Raw genomic sequence first — 17,655 nt, 5'->3', positions numbered from 1 at the left:
ATGACGTCTCTATATCTTGCCTCCGGTTCACCCCGTCGCCAGGAGCTGCTCACCCAATTGGGTGTCGCCTTCGAACGTATCGTGACCGGTATCGAAGAAAAACGTGCTGAGGGCGAAAGCGCACAACAGTATGTTTCCCGTCTGGCACGGGAGAAAGCGCTGGCTGGCGTGGCGCAGGTGCCGCGTGATTTACCGGTGCTGGGGGCAGATACCATCGTGATCCTGAACGGTGAAGTCCTCGAGAAACCGCACGACGATGAGCATGCGTTTAAGATGCTGAGCAAATTGTCCGGCCAAACGCATCAGGTCATGACCGCCGTCGCGCTGGCAGACCGCCAGCAGGTGCTCGATTGCCTGGTGGTGACCGATGTGACGTTCAGAGTACTCACCGAAGAGGATATCGCCGGTTATATCGCCAGCGGTGAACCAATGGATAAAGCAGGTGCATACGGTATTCAAGGGTTAGGTGGCTGCTTTGTCAGGAAGATCAATGGCAGCTATCACGCCGTAGTCGGCTTACCGCTGGTGGAAACGTATGAGTTGCTGAGCAATTTTAACTCACTGCGTGAGGGAAGGGATAATTATGACGGCTGAATTGTTGGTAAACGTAACGCCCTCGGAAACCCGTGTGGCGTATATCGACGGTGGAATTCTTCAGGAAATTCATATCGAGCGTGAAGCGCGGCGCGGAATAGTAGGCAATATCTACAAAGGTCGTGTCAGTCGTGTACTACCGGGTATGCAGGCGGCATTTGTAGATATTGGCCTCGATAAAGCGGCCTTCTTACATGCTTCAGATATCATGCCGCATACCGAATGCGTGGCGGGTGAAGAGCAGAAACAGTTCACCGTTCGTGATATCTCCGAGCTGGTCCGTCAGGGCCAGGATCTGATGGTGCAGGTGGTGAAAGATCCCTTAGGCACTAAAGGTGCGCGCCTGACTACCGACATTACCTTACCTTCCCGTTATCTGGTCTTTATGCCGGGTGCATCGCACGTTGGCGTCTCCCAGCGTATCGAGAGCGAAAGCGAGCGTGAACGCCTGAAAAAAGTCGTGAGCGCGTACTGCGATGAGCAGGGCGGGTTCATTATTCGCACCGCCGCAGAGGGGATAAGCGAAGACGATCTGGCCTCGGATGCCGCCTACCTGAAACGTGTCTGGACAAAAGTGATGGAGCGTAAAAAACGCAACCAGACCCGCTATCAGCTATACGGTGAGCTGGCGCTTGCCCAGCGCGTCCTGCGCGACTTCGCCGATGCCCAGCTTGACCGCATTCGCGTCGACTCCCGTCTGACTTACGATGCGCTGCTCGAATTTACCGCCGAATACATCCCGGAAATGCCGGGCCTGCTGGAGCACTACACCGGGCGCCAGCCGATTTTTGATCTCTATGACGTCGAGAACGAGATCCAGCGCGCGCTGGAGCGCAAGGTCGAACTTAAGTCCGGCGGCTATCTGATTATCGATCAGACCGAAGCGATGACCACCGTGGATATCAACACCGGGGCCTTTGTCGGCCATCGCAATCTGGACGACACCATTTTCAATACCAATATTGAAGCGACGCAGGCCATTGCGCGTCAGCTTCGTCTGCGCAATCTGGGTGGCATTATCATTATCGACTTTATCGATATGAGTAACGAAGACCACCGCCGCCGCGTGCTGCATTCCCTGGAGCAGGCGCTGAGTAAAGATCGCGTCAAAACCAGCATCAATGGCTTCTCCCAGCTGGGCCTGGTTGAAATGACCCGCAAGCGCACCCGCGAAAGCGTGGAGCATGTGCTGTGCAGCGAGTGCCCGACCTGTCATGGCCGCGGCACGGTAAAGACGGTAGAAACGGTCTGTTACGAGATCATGCGTGAGATCGTTCGCGTCCATCACGCCTACGACTCCGACCGCTTCCTGGTCTATGCTTCTCCTTCGGTGGCGGAAGCCCTTAAGGGCGAAGAGTCCCACGCGCTGGCAGAAGTGGAAATCTTTGTCGGCAAACAGGTAAAAGTGCAGATAGAGCCGCTCTATAACCCGGAGCAGTTTGACGTAGTAATGATGTAATCCGCAGGGTGCTGCGAGACAAGAACGGCTGACAAGGAGAGACGCGTGAGGCGATTGCCGGGGATTTTATTGCTTACAGGGGCAACGCTGATCGTGATTGTCGCGCTGCTCGTAAGCGGGCTGCGTCTCATATTGCCGCATCTGGACAGCTGGCGCCCTGAGCTGCTGGCGAAAATCGAATCCGCGACTGGCATGCCCGTCGCGGCCAGCCAGCTCAATGCGAGCTGGCAGAACTTCGGCCCGACGCTGGAAGTGCGCGACATCAAGGCGCAGCTGAAGGACGGCGGCCACCTTAACATCAAGCGCGTCACCCTGGCGCTGGACGTATGGCAAAGCCTGCTGCACCTGCGCTGGCAGTTTCGCGATCTGACCTTCTATCAACTGCAGTTTCTGACCAACACTCCGCTACGCAGCGACGACCAGGGTGAAGGCTTCGAGGCCAACCGCATCAGCGATCTGTTCCTGCGCCAGTTCGATCACTTCGATCTGCGCGACAGCGAAATCAGCTTTATCACGCTTTCCGGGCAGCGCGCCGAACTGGCAATCCCTCAGCTTACCTGGCTTAACGGCAAAGATCGGCATCGGGCGGAAGGCCAGGTCAGCCTCTCCAGCCTGAACGGACAGCATGGCGTGATGCAGGTGCGGATGGATCTACGTGACGACAATGGCCTGCTGAATAACGGCAAAGTGTGGATGCAGGCCGATGACGTAGACGTCAAACCCTGGCTGGGTGAGTGGTTACAGCAGAATATGCAGCTGGAAACCGCGCGTTTCAGCATTGAAGGGTGGATGACCCTCTCCAACGGCGAGTTCGCCAGCGGCGATATCTGGCTGAAGCAGGGGGGCGCCAGCTGGCCGGGTAAGGCGCGCCAGCATCAGCTTTCGGTTGATAACCTGACTGCGCACGTTACCCGCGAGAAAGAGGGCTGGCAGTTCGCCATCCCGGATACCCGTATTACGATGGACGATAAGGCGTGGCCGCGCGGCGCGTTGTCGCTGGCCTGGATCCCGGCGCAGGACGTTGGCGGTGCCAACAACAAACGCAGCGACGAGCTACGTATTCGTGCCAGCAATCTGGAACTGTCGGGCCTTGAAGGGCTGCGAACTATCGCGGCGAAGCTCTCCCCCTCGCTGGGCGAAGTGTGGCAGGCCACCCAACCGGTTGGGGCGATTAACGCTCTGGCCCTCGATATTCCACTGCAGGCGACGGAAAAAACCCGCTTTAACATCGCATGGACCGATCTCGCCTGGAAGCAGTGGGAACTGCTGCCGGGTGCCGAGCATTTCAGCGGCACTCTGGAAGGCAGCGTGGAAGATGGCCGTCTGGTGGCCCACATCCATGATGCGAAAATGCCTTACGAAACCGTCTTCCGCGCTCCGCTGGAGGTAGAAAAAGGCACGGCAACCCTTCACTGGTTGAAAAACGAGAAAGGATTCCAGCTCGACGGACGCAACATCGACGTCAAAGCCAAAGCGGTGCATGCCCGGGGTGGTTTCCGCTATCTGCAACCGGCGGGTGATGAACCCTGGCTGGGGATCCTGGCGGGCATAAGCACCGACGACGGGTCGCAGGCCTGGCGCTATTTTCCTGAAAACCTGATGGGCAAAGCGCTGGTGGATTACCTGAGCGGTGCTATTCAGGGCGGACAGGCGGATAACGCCACCCTGGCCTATGGTGGCAACCCACACCTCTTCCCCTACAAGCACAACGAAGGTCAGTTCCAGGTTCTGGTGCCGTTACGCAACGCCACCTATGCCTTCCAGCCTGACTGGCCAGCCCTGAAAAACCTCGATATTGAGCTTAACTTTATCAATGACGGGTTATGGATGAAGACCGACGGCGTCGCGCTGGGCGGGGTGAAGGCCAGTAACCTGACCGCGGTGATCCCGGACTATTCGAAAGAAAAACTGCTGATCGACGCCGATATCAACGGGCCAGGAAAAGCCGTTGGGCCGTACTTTGACGAGACGCCGCTGGATGATTCACTGGGTGCCACCCTTAAGCAGCTCCAGTTGGATGGTGATGTGAATGCTCGCTTACATCTGGATATCCCGCTGGACGGTACCATGACCACCGCCGAAGGCGACGTCAGGCTGAAAAATAACAGCTTATTTATTAAGCCGCTGAACAGCACCATTAACAATCTGAGCGGCCAGTTCAGCTTCGTCAATGGCGATCTGAAAAGCGGGCCGCTGACGGCAAGCTGGTTCAATCAGCCGCTGAATATCGACTTCTCCACCACCGAGGGCGAGAAGGCCTATCAGGTGGGGATCAATCTGGATGCCAGTTGGCAGCCGTCTCGGTTGGACGTGCTGCCAAAAACGCTCAGTCAGTCTCTGGGTGGCCGCTTGCCGTGGAACGGTAAGGTCGCCATTGAGCTGCCTTATCGGGGTGATGCCCATTACAAGGTCGATCTCAGCGGCGATCTGAAGAACGTCAGCAGCGATCTGCCATCTCCGCTGGACAAACCGGCGGGCGAACCGCTGCCAGTAAAAGTGAACGTCGACGGGGATCTCAACAGCTTTACCCTGACGGGCAATGCGGGCGGCAAAAACCACTTTAACAGCCGCTGGCTGCTGAACCGCAGGCTGACGCTCGATCGCGCCATCTGGACCTCCGACAGCCGCACGCTGCCGCCGCTGCCGGAACAGGCAGGTGTTGAACTCAACCTGCCGCCAATGGACGGTGCCGAGTGGTTAGCGCTGTTCCAGCGTGGCGTTGGGGAAAATGTGGATGACTCAGTGCAGTTCCCGCAGCACATCACGGTGCGCACTCCCGCGCTGACGCTGGGTGGGCAGCAGTGGAATAACCTGAGCATTGTCACGCAGCCTACCCTGAACGGCTCAAGCGTTGAGGCGCAGGGACGGGAAATCAACGCCACCCTGCTGATGCGCGACACTGCGCCATGGCAGGCGGCGATCCGCTATCTCTATTACAACCCGGGCACCGCCACCACCGGGAAAGGCAACACGGTTTCGCCATTAGCCAGCACCACACAGGTCAATTTCAGCGGCTGGCCTGATTTACAGCTGCGCTGTGCCGAGTGCTGGTTATGGGGACAGAAATATGGTCGTATCGATGGTGATTTCACCATCAAGGGCAACACCCTGACTCTGGCGGGCGGGCTGATTGATACCGGCTTCGGCCGCCTGACCGCCAACGGTGAATGGGTAAACGGTGCCGGGGAGCAGCGCACCTCACTGAAAGGGCAACTCAAAGGCAACAAGCTGGATGCGGCATCGAATTATTTCGGTATCACTACTCCGATTCGCGGGTCGTCGTTTGATCTCGACTACGATCTGCACTGGCGCGACCAGCCGTGGAAGCCTGACGAAGCCTCGCTGAACGGCATCCTTAAGACCCGGCTGGGCAAAGGTGAAATAGCCGATCTGAGCACCGGCCATGCGGGCCAACTGCTGCGTCTGCTCAGCTTCGACGCCCTGCTGCGTAAGCTGCGCTTCGACTTCAACGATACCTTCAGCGAAGGGTTCTACTTCGACTCGATTCGCAGTACCGCGTGGATCAAAGATGGGGTGTTGCACACTGATGATACTCTGGTGGATGGACTGGAAGCGGATATCGCCATGAAAGGCTCCGTCAATCTGGTGCGCCGCGAGCTGGATATGGAAGCGGTAGTGGCACCGGAAATTTCTGCCACCGTTGGCGTGGCAGCGGCCTTTGCCGTTAACCCGATCGTCGGCGCGGCGGTGTTTGCCGCCAGTAAAGTGCTGGGGCCGCTGTGGAGTAAAGTCTCCATTCTGCGTTACCACATCACTGGCCCGGTCGATAAGCCGCAGATTAATGAAGTGCTGCGCCAGCCGCGTAAAGATGCACAGCAATGATTTGACGCAGGCAATTAATTGCCTCACTCTCAATAGATAAGATCTTAGATACGTCCTGTGGACGGCAACGAACGAGTAGCAAAACGATGAGTCTGAACCTGGTAAGTGAACATTTGCTGGCAGCGAACGGCCTGAGCCATCAGGACCTGTTCTCCATTCTTGGTCAACTGACCGAACGCCGTCTCGACTACGGCGATCTCTACTTTCAGTCGAGCTATCACGAATCCTGGGTTTTAGAAGACAGCATTATTAAAGATGGCTCTTACAACATCGACCAGGGCGTCGGTGTGCGTGCCATCAGCGGTGAAAAAACCGGTTTTGCCTATGCAGATCAGATTAGCCTGGCTGCGCTTGAGCAGAGCGCGCAGGCGGCACGGACCATCGTGCGCGACAGCGGTGACGGCCGGGTGAAAACCCTGGGTGAAGTACAGCATACTGCGCTCTACACCAGCGTCGATCCGCTGCAAAGCATGAGCCGTGAAGAGAAGCTGGATATCCTGCGTCGGGTGGATAAAGTCGCCCGCGCGGAAGATAAGCGCGTCCAGGAAGTCTCCGCCAGCCTGAGCGGCGTATATGAGCTGATTCTGGTAGCGGCGACGGACGGCACGCTGGCCGCCGATGTACGTCCACTGGTGCGTCTGTCCGTCAGCGTGCTGGTGGAAGAGGATGGCAAACGCGAGCGCGGCTCCAGCGGCGGCGGCGGTCGTTTTGGTTACGAATGGTTCCTTAACCCGGTCGAAGGTGAAGTGCGCGCCGACGCCTGGGCAAAAGAGGCCGTGCGGATGGCGCTGGTTAACCTCTCTGCCGTGGCGGCACCTGCGGGCACCCTGCCAGTGGTACTGGGCGCGGGCTGGCCTGGCGTACTGCTGCACGAAGCGGTAGGTCACGGTCTGGAAGGCGACTTCAACCGTCGCGGCACCTCCGTATTCAGCGGTCACATGGGTGAGCTGGTCGCCTCTGAACTCTGCACCGTGGTGGATGATGGCACCATGACCGATCGTCGTGGCTCCATTTCTATCGACGATGAAGGGACGCCGGGTCAGTACAACGTGCTGATCGAGAACGGCATCCTGAAAGGCTATATGCAGGACAAACTGAATGCGCGCCTGATGGGTGTGGCCCCAACCGGTAACGGCCGTCGCGAATCCTACGCGCACCTGCCGATGCCGCGTATGACCAACACCTATATGCTGGCGGGTAAATCCACGCCGCAGGAGATCATCGAGTCGGTGGAGTATGGTATCTACGCCCCGAACTTCGGCGGCGGCCAGGTGGATATCACCTCGGGCAAATTTGTCTTCTCCACCTCAGAAGCTTATCTGATCGAGAAAGGCAAAGTAACCAAAGCGGTGAAAGGCGCGACCTTAATCGGTTCCGGCATCGAAGCGATGCAGCAGATCTCCATGGTCGGTAACGATCTGAAGCTGGATAACGGCGTGGGTGTCTGCGGTAAAGAAGGCCAGAGCCTGCCAGTGGGCGTGGGTCAGCCGACCCTGAAGGTAGATAACCTGACCGTTGGCGGTACCGCGTAATTTCTCCTTTCGACATGCCCTCTCCCTGTGGGAGAGGGCAACAGACTACTCCTTCCTTGCCCGCATCTCCTGAAACAGCGCCGCCACCTGCACGAAATAATCGGTCAGATAGTTAATGCACACCTGCACCTTCAGCGGCAGCTTGTCCTTTTCGGTATAGACCGCATACACCGGACGTGGATCCGATTGATAGCGTGGGAAGAGGATCTCCAGCTCACCGCTGTTGATCTCATTGATCACCCACATCAGCGGAACGTAGGCGATCCCGGCCCCGGCCACCAGCCAGCGGGAGATGGTCATCGGATCGTTGGTGACAAAACGCCCCTGCGGCAGCAATTTGGTGGATAACCCTTCCGGCGCGACCAGTTCAAATTCATTATCCGGGCGTACGCTGTACTCCAGCCAGGCGTGATTGCTGAGATCGGCCGGTTTCTCCGGGATCCCCGCTCTGGCGAGATACTTTTTCGCCGCGCACACCACCATCGGCATACTGCCCAGACGGCGGGAGAAGAGGCTGGAGTCCTGCAACGCCCCGACGCGAATCACCACATCCAGCCCATCGGCAATCAGATCCGGGGCGGGAATGCCGGTGACCAGATTAACCGTCAGACCCGGATACTCCTGCAACATCTCGGCGGTCATTTCGGCCAGGACATTTTGTGCCATAGTTGAAGAGCAGCCGATACGCAGGGTGCCGATGGGGGTGTTATTAAAGGCGTAGAGTTGCTCATGCACCGCCTGGGCCTCATACAGCATTCGCCGACAGCCCTGATAATAAATTTTGCCTGCTTCGGTCAGGCCGAGGCTGCGGGTGCTGCGGTTGAGGAGCTTTACCTGGAGGTCATCTTCCAGTTTGGCGACGGTCTGACTGATTGACGAGACGCTCATCTGCAGTTGCCTGGCCGCGGCGGTAAAAGAACCCAGCTCAACGACTTTGGCAAAAACTGACATTCGTTTTAGACGTTCCATTGTTCACTCTGGCTTAAAAGTGATTTAGATCACATATGATAGATAACAGCATAACAGTTACGCTAATATATTATTTATACATTATAGCTACGCCACGCCGCCCGGCTTCTCTTGCCCCTTCTGCGGTGCCGTATGCTGAATAATTCTTTCGCCTGCTCGCACTAATCAAGGTCAACATGAGTCTGTTTCCCGTTATCGTGGTGTTCGGATTGTCGTTCCCACCGATATTCTTCGAACTTCTTTTATCACTGGCGATTTTTTGGCTGGTGCGAAAGGTGCTGGCTCCGACCGGAATCTATGATTTCGTCTGGCACCCTGCATTGTTCAATTCTGCGCTGTATTGCTGCCTGTTCTATCTGGTATCGCGCTTGTTTGTTTGAGGTTGATGTGAAAACGCTAACAAGAAAAATCTCCCGTACCGCCATTACTGTGGCGCTGGTCATCCTCGCGTTCATCGCTATTTTTCGCGCGTGGGTTTACTACACTGAGTCGCCATGGACGCGTGACGCACGCTTTAGTGCCGACATCGTCGCGATCGCCCCGGATGTGGCGGGACTGATCACTGCCGTCAATGTGCATGATAACCAGCTGGTGAAGAAGGATCAGGTGCTCTTCACCATTGACCAGCCCCGTTATCAGAAAGCTCTTGAAGAAGCGGAAGCGGATGTCTCCTACTACCAGGCACTGGCCGCGGAAAAACGCCGTGAGGCAGGGCGCCGTAATAAGCTGGGGATTCAGGCGATGTCCCGCGAGGAGATCGACCAGTCCAATAACGTGCTGCAAACGGTCCTGCATCAGATGGCGAAGGCCGAAGCCACGCGCGATCTGGCGAAGCTCGATCTTGAGCGTACCGTGATCCGCGCCCCGTCTGACGGCTGGGTGACCAACCTCAACGTCTACACCGGCGAATTTATTACCCGTGGCTCAACCGCCGTGGCTCTGGTCAAACAGCACTCTTTTTATGTCCTCGCCTATATGGAAGAGACTAAGCTGGAGAACGTCCGTCCTGGCTATCGGGTAGAGATCACCCCGCTTGGCAGTAACCGTGTACTGAAAGGGACGGTTGATAGCGTGGCGGCAGGGGTGACCAACTCCAGCGCCACCCGTGACAGCAAAGGGATGGCCACCGTCGATTCCAATCTGGAGTGGGTGCGTCTGGCGCAGCGCGTGCCGGTACGTATTCGTCTAGACGATCAGCAGGGTAACCTGTGGCCTGCGGGGACCACCGCCACCGTGGTGATCACCGGTGAGAAAGATCGGGATGCCAGCCATGACTCGCTGTTCCGCAAAATTGCCCACCGCCTGCGTGAGTTTGGTTAATCGCCATGGGCATCTTCTCCATCGCCAACCAGCACCTGCGCTTTGCGATTAAGCTGGCCTTCGCCATTGTGCTGGCGCTGTTCGTCGGCTTTCACTTTCAGCTGGAAACACCCCGCTGGGCGGTGCTGACCGCGGCGATTGTCGCCGCAGGCCCGGCATTTGCAGCAGGGGGTGAACCTTACTCAGGTGCCATTCGCTATCGCGGGATGCTACGTATCGTCGGCACCTTTATCGGCTGTATCGCCGCGCTGACCATCGTTATTCTGATGATCCGTACCCCGCTGCTGATGCTGATGGTATGTTGTATCTGGGCCGGTTTCTGCACCTGGATCTCCTCCCTGGTGCGGGTGGAAAACTCCTATGCCTGGGGGCTTTCTGGCTATACGGCGCTGATCATTATTATCACCATCGAGGCCAACCCGCTGCTGACGCCACAGTTTGCCGTGGAGCGCTGCAGTGAGATTGTCATGGGGATCGTCTGTGCGATCGTGGCGGATCTGCTCTTCTCCCCACGCTCCATTAAGCAGGAGGTGGATCGCGAGCTGGACGCGCTGATCGTCGCCCAGTATCAGCTGATGCAACTGTGCATTAAGCATGGCGACAGTGAAGAGGTTGATAACGCCTGGAGCGCGCTGGTGCGTCGTACCACCGCGCTGGAAGGGATGCGCAGCAACCTCAATATGGAGTCGTCGCGCTGGTCGCGGGCGAATCGCCGTCTGAAGGCGATCAATACCGTCTCCTTAACCCTGATCACCCAGGCCTGCGAAACTTATCTTATCCAGAACACGCGTCCCGAGGCGATCACGGAGACTTTCCGGGAACAGTTTGCTACCCCCGTCGCCACCGTTCAGGATGTGCATAAACAGCTCAAACGTATGCGGCGTGTCATCGCCTGGACCGGTGAACGCGACACTCCGGTGACGATCTATACCTGGGTTGGCGCGGCGACGCGTTATCTGCTGCTCAAACGTGGTGTGATCGGCAATACCAAAATCAGCGCCACCGAAGAGGAGGTGCTGCAGGGCGAGGTGGTGGTCAAAGCCGAATCGGCAGAACGTCACCATGCGATGGTCAACTTCTGGCGCACCACGCTCGCCTGTATGCTGGGGACGCTGTTCTGGCTGTGGACCGGCTGGACTTCCGGCAGCGGTGCCATGGTGATGATTGCTGTGGTCACCTCGCTGGCCATGCGTCTGCCTAACCCGCGGATGGTGGCGCTCGATTTTCTGTACGGAACCCTGGCGGCACTGCCGCTTGGCGCCTTCTATTTCCTGGTGGTTCTGCCCTCGACCCAGCAAAGCATGCTGTTGCTCTGTATCAGTCTTGCCGTGATGGCCTTCTTTATTGGTATAGAGGTGCAGAAGCGACGTCTGGGTTCGCTTGGGGCGCTGGCCAGCACCATCAATATTCTGGTGCTGGACAACCCGATGACGTTTCACTTCAGCCAGTTTCTCGACAGCGCGCTGGGGCAGATTGTTGGCTGTTTCCTCGCGATGATGGTCATTCTGCTGGTGCGCGATAACTCTCAGGCCCGCACCGGACGCGTGCTGCTGAACCAGTTTGTTTCCGCGGCTGTTTCAGCGATGACCACCAACACCGCCCGGCGTAAAGAGAATCATCTGCCCGCGCTCTACCAGCAGCTGTTTTTACTGCTGAACAAATTCCCGGGCGATATTGCGAAGTTCCGGCTGGCGCTGACCCTGATCATCGCCCATCAGCGCCTGCGCAATGCACCGGTGCCGGTCAATGACGATCTCTCTGCATTCCACCGCCAGCTGCGACGCACCGCCGATCATGTCATTTCGGCCTCCAGCGATGATAAGCGGCGACGTTACTTTACCCAGCTGCTGGCAGAGCTGGACATCTACCAGGAAAAACTGCGCATCTGGGAGGCACCGCGACAGGTGACCGAACCGGTGCAGCGGCTGGTGGGAATGCTGCATCGCTACCAGAATGCGCTCACCGACAGCTGATCCTCCTGAAAACCGACGCCGTAAGCGTCGGTTTTTTTGTGACTATACTTATCCTGGCAAGTACTTAAACCCGGACGGGAGGATACATGACGACCCAGGCTCTTCAGGACAGTGCGCTATTTCAGACAGGATATTTGGTCGATGGTGTATGGAAAACGCTCGATACCACATTTGATGTCGTAAATCCGGCCACCGGCGAGGTGATCGCCAAAGTAGCAAAAGCCGGCACCAAAGAGACCGAAGAGGCTATCGCCGCCGCCAGCCGTGCTTTCCCGGCGTGGCGTGCGAAAACCGCCAAAGAGCGCTCGGCCATCCTCTATCGCTGGTATGAATTAATCATTGAGAACAAGCAGTGGCTTGGACAACTGATGACCACCGAGCAGGGCAAGCCGCTGAAAGAGGCGGAAGGCGAGGTGGAGTACGCGGCCAGCTTTATACAGTGGTTCGCCGAGCAGGCCAAACGCGCTAACGGTGAAATCATTCCTCCGGTTAAACCTGGCTCCCGCATTCTGGCCACCCGCGAACCGGTTGGCGTGGTGGCGGCAATCACACCGTGGAATTTCCCGATGGCGATGCTGACCCGCAAGCTCGGCCCGGCGCTGGCCGCAGGCTGTACCGGGGTGATCAAACCGGCCAACAACACGCCGCTCAGCGCCTTTGCATTACTTACCCTCGCCAAAAAGGCGGGCGTCCCGGACGGCGTACTCAACGCGGTCGCAGGCAATACCTCTCAGATAAGCGATGCGATCATGGCCAGCCATGAGGTGCGAAAAATCTCCTTTACCGGCTCGACGGCGGTAGGAAAAACGCTGGTACGCAATGCCGCCGAGACCATGAAAAAAGTCTCGATGGAGCTGGGCGGTAATGCGCCTTATATCGTCTTTGAGGATGCCGATATTGATGCCGCGGTGAAAGGGGCCATCGCCAATAAATTCCGCAACGCCGGCCAGGTCTGCGTCAGCGTTAACCGCTTCTATATTCAGGAGTCGGTGTATGACGCCTTTGTCAGCCAGCTCGCCGCTGCCGTGAACGACTTAAAAGTGGGTAACGGTCTGGAGGAGGGCACCGTTGTCGGGCCGCTGATTGAGCCTGCCGCAGTGAAAAAAGTGCGCGAGCATGTCGAGGACGCCGTCGCCAAAGGGGCAACAATTCTGGCAGGCGGCAAAGCGCACGATCTGGGGGGCAACTTCTGGCAGCCGACGGTGCTGGGCGACTGCCATGAAGGGATGGCGCTGGCCAGCGAAGAGACCTTTGGGCCTGTTGCGGCCTGCTTCCGTTTTACCTCAGAAGAGGAGGTGATTCAGCGCGCCAACAATACGCCGTTCGGTCTGGCTGCCTATTTCTACACCCAGAATCTGCAGCGGGTGTTCCGCGTCTCGCAGGCTATTGAGAGCGGAATGATCGGAATTAACGAATGCGCGGTCTCCACTGAACTGGGTCCATTTGGCGGAGTGAAAGAGTCGGGGCTGGGTCGTGAAGGGTCTGTACTGGGACTGGAGGAGTTCCTGGAAGTGAAAACCCTGCATATCGGGGGATTATAATCGACAGGGCGGCATCAGCCGCCCGCCTGGACGGGGTGGCGGGAAATGAATATTTATACGTTTGATTTTGATGAAATCGACAGTCAGGAAGACTTTTACCGTGAGTTTTCACGTACCTTTGGCATCGCGCGAGAGAGTGTGACGGACCTGGATTCTCTCTGGGAGATCGTCACCGGTAATCAACTGCCGCTGCCGCTTGAAATCGAGTTTACCCATTTACCGGAGAAGCTGCGCAGGCGCTTTGGGGCGCTGATCCTGCTGTTTGATGAAGCAGAAGAAGAGCTGGAAGGTCAGATTCGCTTTAACGTTCGCCCGTAGGCAAAAAAAAAGCCCCTGCGAGGCAGGGGCAAGTCGTAGGTCAATACGACGAGGGTTTATTTGTACAGTTCGGCCGTGGCATGCCAGTGGTCACCTGTATTCAGTTCGGTGATGCGATAGCTGCTGGCGCCTGCTTTTTCTGCTTTTGCTGCCAGAGCCTGACGGACATCCATTGGCGAACCGGCAACTTCGGTAACGCCTACGCTACCCAGTGATTGCAGACCTTGCGCTTGCTCCGCGGTGACCTGATGCACAGCTGCGCTGGCACCAAATGAGAGAACGGAAGCTAAACCAAGGGTGGCGATGATTAATTTCGTGTTCATAGTCTTGACTCCTTACAGGGCACGTTCAACGGCGAGAAGGGTTATGCTGCTATTTTTATGCCTGGTGTCGTTGAACAGAGATAACGGGTATTACGGTTAATGCTCGGTACGACTTATTTGTACAGCTCAGCAGTAGCATGCCAGTGGTCACCGGAACGCGCTTCGATAACGCGATAGGAGGAGGCACCCTGTTCCTGCGCTTTTTTGTTCAGCATCTGATTCATGTCCATCGGCGAAGTACCGATTGCACCGACAGAGACAGTACCGATAGATTCACGGGTCTGGGCCTGATCGGCGTTAATTGAATCGGCGGCAAAAGCACCGAAAGACAGAACAGACAGAATGCTTAGTGTGGCTACGGTAGTTTTGATTTTCATGATTATCTTCCTCGTCATATTCTTTACTGGGGTCTTCGTTTCGTGACCCTCATCACAAAATCAAGTATACACTAATAACGGCAAAAATTAATACCATGCTAATTGTTTCCTATGAAATCACGTATTAAGCATCGGGGTTTTTATAACTGAAGGGAATAAAAAAGCAGGTGTTAAGCGTGTTAAAGCGCTTAATATTCAGGAAAATCATAAAGATATTACAATTTGATTATTCGTGCGATCGCAGGACGAATCATCCACTGCATGAATGAATTGATGTGGAAAAACGCACTATTTGTTAAAGCGTGGATAACAGATTGTAAGGCAAAACGAGGCGGGAGCCGAAGATTCCCCGCTGCGATGTGCAGCAGGGAAGAGGATCAGAGTTCCTGTTCGAACAGGACCAGAATAGCTTCGTAGAGGTCTTTTACCGAGAAACCATTGGCTGGGGTCGTGAAGATTGTATCGTCACCGGCGATGGTGCCAAGAATGCCTTCTGCTTTACCGAGCGAGTCGAGCAGACGCGCAATCAACTGGGCTGCACCCGGACTGGTGTGGATCACCACCACGGCATCGTTATAGTCGATATCCAGCACCAGATTTTTCAGTGGGCTGGAGGTTGTTGGTACACCCAGTTCAGCAGGCAGACAGTAGACCATCTCCATTTTGGCGTTGCGGGTACGCACCGCGCCAAACTTGGTTAACATGCGGGAGACTTTCGACTGGTTGATATTTTCGAAGCCTTCTTCCTGTAAGGCCTGGACGATCTCACCCTGAGAACTAAACTTTTCTTCTTTAAGCAGCGCTTTAAACGCTTTAACCAATTCTTCTTGTTTAGAAGAGATTCGCATAAATCACCCGAAATATAGCGGTAGAAACAACATTATTATGCACATGGATGAATTTTTATGCAAACTATCTGCCCAATCTTAGGCTGAAATAATGTTATGAAAGGGAGTGATTTTATCAAAATTCGTTATCGAGGAACATGCCTGCGTCACGCCTCGCAAATAACCTTAAAAGTAAATTAAATGTTATCAAATTGATGTTGTTTTGGTGGCTGGCGTGGGTGTATTGTAACCCCCTCTTGATTCGTTGCTTAGTTACCGCATAACGCCTGATAGCCTTCCGGCAGATGCGAAAAGTGCGTGACCGCTAATTCTCACACTGTGAAGATTGTAATTGTTGATCTGCTGAATTAAGGTCGCCGCGACGGAGTAACAGAAAGTTAGCTCACCATAATAAGGAGTTTAGGATGAAAGTCGCAGTCCTTGGCGCTGCTGGCGGTATCGGCCAGGCGCTTGCCCTACTACTGAAAACTCAGCTGCCTGCAGGCTCAGAACTCTCTCTGTACGATATTGCCCCGGTAACCCCTGGTGTGGCGGTTGACCTGAGCCACATCCCGACGGCTGTCAAAATCAAAGGCTTCTCCGGTGAAGATGCCCGCCCTGCGCTCGAAGGCGCAGACGTTGTGCTGATCTCCGCAGGCGTAGCACGTAAACCAGGTATGGATCGTTCCGACCTGTTCAACGTGAATGCCGGTATCGTTAAAAACCTGATCCAGCAAGTGGCGACCACCTGCCCGAAAGCCTGCATCGGGATCATCACTAACCCGGTTAACACCACCGTTGCTATCGCAGCGGAAGTGCTGAAAAAAGCGGGCGTGTATGACAAGAACAAACTGTTTGGCGTAACTACGCTGGACATCATCCGCTCCAACACCTTTGTAGCGGAACTGAAAGGCAAACAGCCAACCGAGCTTGAAGTTCCGGTTATCGGCGGCCACTCTGGCGTGACCATTCTGCCACTGCTGTCCCAGATCCCAGGCGTGAGCTTCACTGAGCAGGAAGTAGCTGACCTGACCAAGCGCATTCAGAACGCGGGCACCGAAGTGGTGGAAGCGAAGGCGGGTGGCGGCTCTGCAACCCTCTCTATGGGCCAGGCCGCAGCACGTTTCGGTCTGTCTCTGGTGCGCGCCCTGCAGGGCGAGCAGGGCGTGGTGGAATGTGCGTACGTTGAAGGCGACGGCGAGCATGCACGCTTCTTCTCTCAGCCGCTGCTGCTGGGTAAAAACGGTATCGAAGAGCGTAAATCTATCGGCACCCTGAGCGCGTTTGAGCAGCAGGCGATGGCCGGTATGCTGGACACGCTGAAGAACGATATCGTCCTGGGCGAAGAGTTCGTTAACAAGTAAGCGACTCACTTCCCGTCAGGGCAATAAAAAACCGGAGCGATGGCTCCGGTTTTTTTATGTCTGCACACTCAGTTGGTGGCGGGGTATTCCTGAATGGTCACCTGTAGCGTCAGTTTCTTATCATCCCGCATCACTTCTACCGGAATGATGGAGCCAGGCCTGATTTCAGCCACTTGATCCATGGTCTCCAGAGCCGACAACGCCGGTTTACCGTTCACCGAGACAATCACATCATTGACCTTAATGCCTGCTTCTGCCGCCGGGCCGCCGGAGGTGACTTCGTTCACCACAATGCCCTGAATCTGATCGATGCCGCCACCCTGGGTATGCAGTGGAGCAATCTCACGCCCGCCAATACCAATGTAGCCACGGATCACGCGTCCGTCGCGAATGAGCTTATCCATAATCTTGTTGGCCAGCTGGAACGGAATGGCAAAGCCGATGCCTTCAGGTGTTTCTCCGTCGTTGCTTTTATCAAAGGAGAGCGTATTGATACCCATCAGCTCACCCACTGAGTTCACCAGCGCACCGCCGGAGTTACCGTGGTTAATGGAGGCGTCCGTTTGCAGGAAGTTCTGTCGCCCGGAAGGGTTCAGGCCAATACGCCCGGTCGCGCTAATAATCCCCTGAGTAATGGTCTGCCCGAGGTTATAAGGGTTACCGATAGCCAGCACCACGTCACCGATGTGCGGAATGCGCTTACGATTAATAGGGATCACCGGCAGGCCGCCCGTGGCGTTAATTTTGAGTACTGCCAGGTCGGTTAAACTGTCCGACCCCACCAGCAGCGCCTCAAAGACGCGGCCATCCTGGAGGGCAACGATAATCTGGTCGGCATCATTGATCACATGTTTGTTGGTAATGATGTAGCCGCGTTCATCCATGATCACCCCGGACCCCAGCGTGCGGATCTCCAGTTGATTATGGCTGGTGCTGTTAAGTCCACGGTTATAGACGTTAACCACCGCAGGGGCAGCACGGCGCACTGCCTGGTTGTAGCTGGCAGGCGTTTCATCTGCGCTATCGAATTGCGGCGCAGCCAGCTGATTGAACTGACGTAAAGAGGGCATCGCGACCAGTAACAGGCCACCTACAACCAGGCCGATGGCGACCGAACGAATGAGCTTTAAAACCATGATACGGGCGTCGTTAAGGGAAGATCGCAAGCAGCATAGCATGACTTATCCGGACATCACACGGGGTGATGTCCGGATG

At 56.1% G+C, this 17,655-nt stretch carries 15 protein-coding genes; 10 read left to right on the top strand and 5 right to left on the bottom strand.

Annotated elements, in window-relative coordinates; genetic code table 11:
* The 4 genes from ABIE02_RS16030 to tldD all read left to right on the top strand — a co-directional run bounded on the left by ABIE02_RS16030 (position 1) and on the right by tldD (position 7,428).
* Positions 1–594 carry a Maf family protein gene (locus ABIE02_RS16030; protein ID WP_059307091.1) on the top strand — a complete coding sequence of 198 codons (594 nt, stop codon included), beginning with the start codon at positions 1–3 and terminating at the stop codon, positions 592–594.
* Positions 584–2,053 (top strand): ribonuclease G, encoded by a 1,470-nt coding sequence (rng, locus tag ABIE02_RS16025; protein ID WP_077226299.1) that lies wholly within the window; start codon positions 584–586, stop codon positions 2,051–2,053. Before ABIE02_RS16030 ends, rng begins: the two co-directional genes overlap by 11 nt.
* Before the next feature lie 45 nt (positions 2,054–2,098).
* Complete coding sequence (yhdP, locus tag ABIE02_RS16020) at positions 2,099–5,896, top strand: AsmA2 domain-containing protein YhdP (protein ID WP_262658761.1); 3,798 nt, start codon at positions 2,099–2,101, stop codon at positions 5,894–5,896.
* Positions 5,897–5,982: 86 nt separating this feature from the next.
* Positions 5,983–7,428 carry a metalloprotease TldD gene (tldD, locus tag ABIE02_RS16015; protein ID WP_032614557.1) on the top strand — a complete coding sequence of 482 codons (1,446 nt, stop codon included), beginning with the start codon at positions 5,983–5,985 and terminating at the stop codon, positions 7,426–7,428.
* Between the two features lie 45 nt (positions 7,429–7,473).
* On the opposite strand, the gene aaeR is transcribed toward tldD, so the two are convergent.
* Entirely contained in the window at positions 7,474–8,397 is a 924-nt protein-coding gene (aaeR, locus tag ABIE02_RS16010; RefSeq protein WP_032614555.1) for an HTH-type transcriptional activator AaeR, read from the bottom strand.
* Positions 8,398–8,573: 176 nt separating this feature from the next.
* Here aaeR and aaeX point away from each other — a divergent pair, with 176 nt between their 5' ends.
* The 5 genes from aaeX to ABIE02_RS15985 all read left to right on the top strand — a co-directional run bounded on the left by aaeX (position 8,574) and on the right by ABIE02_RS15985 (position 13,549).
* Positions 8,574–8,777: a p-hydroxybenzoic acid efflux pump operon protein AaeX gene (gene aaeX / locus ABIE02_RS16005; protein WP_032614553.1), complete on the top strand. Its 204-nt coding sequence runs from the start codon at positions 8,574–8,576 to the stop codon at positions 8,775–8,777.
* A gap of 7 nt (positions 8,778–8,784) precedes the next feature.
* Entirely contained in the window at positions 8,785–9,717 is a 933-nt protein-coding gene (gene aaeA, locus ABIE02_RS16000; RefSeq protein ID WP_032614642.1) for a p-hydroxybenzoic acid efflux pump subunit AaeA, read from the top strand.
* A gap of 5 nt (positions 9,718–9,722) precedes the next feature.
* Positions 9,723–11,690: a p-hydroxybenzoic acid efflux pump subunit AaeB gene (aaeB, locus tag ABIE02_RS15995; RefSeq protein WP_032614551.1), complete on the top strand. Its 1,968-nt coding sequence runs from the start codon at positions 9,723–9,725 to the stop codon at positions 11,688–11,690.
* Between the two features lie 86 nt (positions 11,691–11,776).
* Complete coding sequence (locus ABIE02_RS15990; RefSeq protein WP_032614549.1) at positions 11,777–13,231, top strand: NAD-dependent succinate-semialdehyde dehydrogenase; 1,455 nt, start codon at positions 11,777–11,779, stop codon at positions 13,229–13,231.
* A 45-nt stretch (positions 13,232–13,276) separates the two neighbouring features.
* The gene (locus tag ABIE02_RS15985; protein ID WP_032614547.1) at positions 13,277–13,549 is read left to right on the top strand and encodes a barstar family protein; all 273 of its coding nucleotides are present in this window, start codon (positions 13,277–13,279) and stop codon (positions 13,547–13,549) included.
* 56 nt (positions 13,550–13,605) lie between these two features.
* Here ABIE02_RS15985 and yhcN (ABIE02_RS15980) read toward each other — a convergent pair whose 3' ends face one another.
* The 3 genes from yhcN (ABIE02_RS15980) to argR form a co-directional block, all read right to left on the bottom strand.
* Positions 13,606–13,872 carry a peroxide/acid stress response protein YhcN gene (yhcN, locus tag ABIE02_RS15980; RefSeq protein WP_032614544.1) on the bottom strand — a complete coding sequence of 89 codons (267 nt, stop codon included), beginning with the start codon at positions 13,870–13,872 and terminating at the stop codon, positions 13,606–13,608.
* Positions 13,873–13,985: 113 nt separating this feature from the next.
* Positions 13,986–14,249 carry a peroxide/acid stress response protein YhcN gene (gene yhcN / locus ABIE02_RS15975; RefSeq protein WP_032614542.1) on the bottom strand — a complete coding sequence of 88 codons (264 nt, stop codon included), beginning with the start codon at positions 14,247–14,249 and terminating at the stop codon, positions 13,986–13,988.
* Positions 14,250–14,626: 377 nt separating this feature from the next.
* Positions 14,627–15,097, bottom strand: coding sequence for a transcriptional regulator ArgR (gene argR, locus ABIE02_RS15970; RefSeq protein WP_032614540.1), 471 nt, complete (start codon positions 15,095–15,097; stop codon positions 14,627–14,629).
* A gap of 404 nt (positions 15,098–15,501) precedes the next feature.
* Between argR and mdh the strand changes: the two genes are divergently transcribed.
* Positions 15,502–16,440 (top strand): malate dehydrogenase, encoded by a 939-nt coding sequence (mdh, locus tag ABIE02_RS15965; RefSeq protein WP_032614538.1) that lies wholly within the window; start codon positions 15,502–15,504, stop codon positions 16,438–16,440.
* Positions 16,441–16,508: 68 nt separating this feature from the next.
* Here mdh and degS read toward each other — a convergent pair whose 3' ends face one another.
* A complete protein-coding gene (degS, locus tag ABIE02_RS15960) occupies positions 16,509–17,576 on the bottom strand; it encodes an outer membrane-stress sensor serine endopeptidase DegS (RefSeq protein WP_032614536.1) in 1,068 nt (355 codons plus the stop codon).
* Between the last annotated feature and the right edge of the window lie 79 nt (positions 17,577–17,655).

Source organism: Leclercia sp. 1548, assembly GCF_050435045.1.
Lineage (GTDB): Bacteria > Pseudomonadota > Gammaproteobacteria > Enterobacterales > Enterobacteriaceae > Enterobacter > Enterobacter adecarboxylatus.
Note: the sequence above shows the minus strand (reverse complement) of the source record. Positions and strands in the feature narration are given on the sequence as shown.

Coding starts and splice junctions, on each gene's coding strand:
- ABIE02_RS16030 (WP_059307091.1), top strand. CDS start 1: ATGACGTCTCTATATCTTGCCTCCGGTTCACCCCGTCGCCAGGAGCTG.
- yhcN (WP_032614544.1), bottom strand. CDS start 13,872: ATGAACACGAAATTAATCATCGCCACCCTTGGTTTAGCTTCCGTTCTC.
- ABIE02_RS15990 (WP_032614549.1), top strand. CDS start 11,777: ATGACGACCCAGGCTCTTCAGGACAGTGCGCTATTTCAGACAGGATAT.
- aaeX (WP_032614553.1), top strand. CDS start 8,574: ATGAGTCTGTTTCCCGTTATCGTGGTGTTCGGATTGTCGTTCCCACCG.
- mdh (WP_032614538.1), top strand. CDS start 15,502: ATGAAAGTCGCAGTCCTTGGCGCTGCTGGCGGTATCGGCCAGGCGCTT.
- yhcN (WP_032614542.1), bottom strand. CDS start 14,249: ATGAAAATCAAAACTACCGTAGCCACACTAAGCATTCTGTCTGTTCTG.
- rng (WP_077226299.1), top strand. CDS start 584: ATGACGGCTGAATTGTTGGTAAACGTAACGCCCTCGGAAACCCGTGTG.
- argR (WP_032614540.1), bottom strand. CDS start 15,097: ATGCGAATCTCTTCTAAACAAGAAGAATTGGTTAAAGCGTTTAAAGCG.
- aaeR (WP_032614555.1), bottom strand. CDS start 8,397: ATGGAACGTCTAAAACGAATGTCAGTTTTTGCCAAAGTCGTTGAGCTG.
- tldD (WP_032614557.1), top strand. CDS start 5,983: ATGAGTCTGAACCTGGTAAGTGAACATTTGCTGGCAGCGAACGGCCTG.
- degS (WP_032614536.1), bottom strand. CDS start 17,576: ATGGTTTTAAAGCTCATTCGTTCGGTCGCCATCGGCCTGGTTGTAGGT.
- ABIE02_RS15985 (WP_032614547.1), top strand. CDS start 13,277: ATGAATATTTATACGTTTGATTTTGATGAAATCGACAGTCAGGAAGAC.
- aaeB (WP_032614551.1), top strand. CDS start 9,723: ATGGGCATCTTCTCCATCGCCAACCAGCACCTGCGCTTTGCGATTAAG.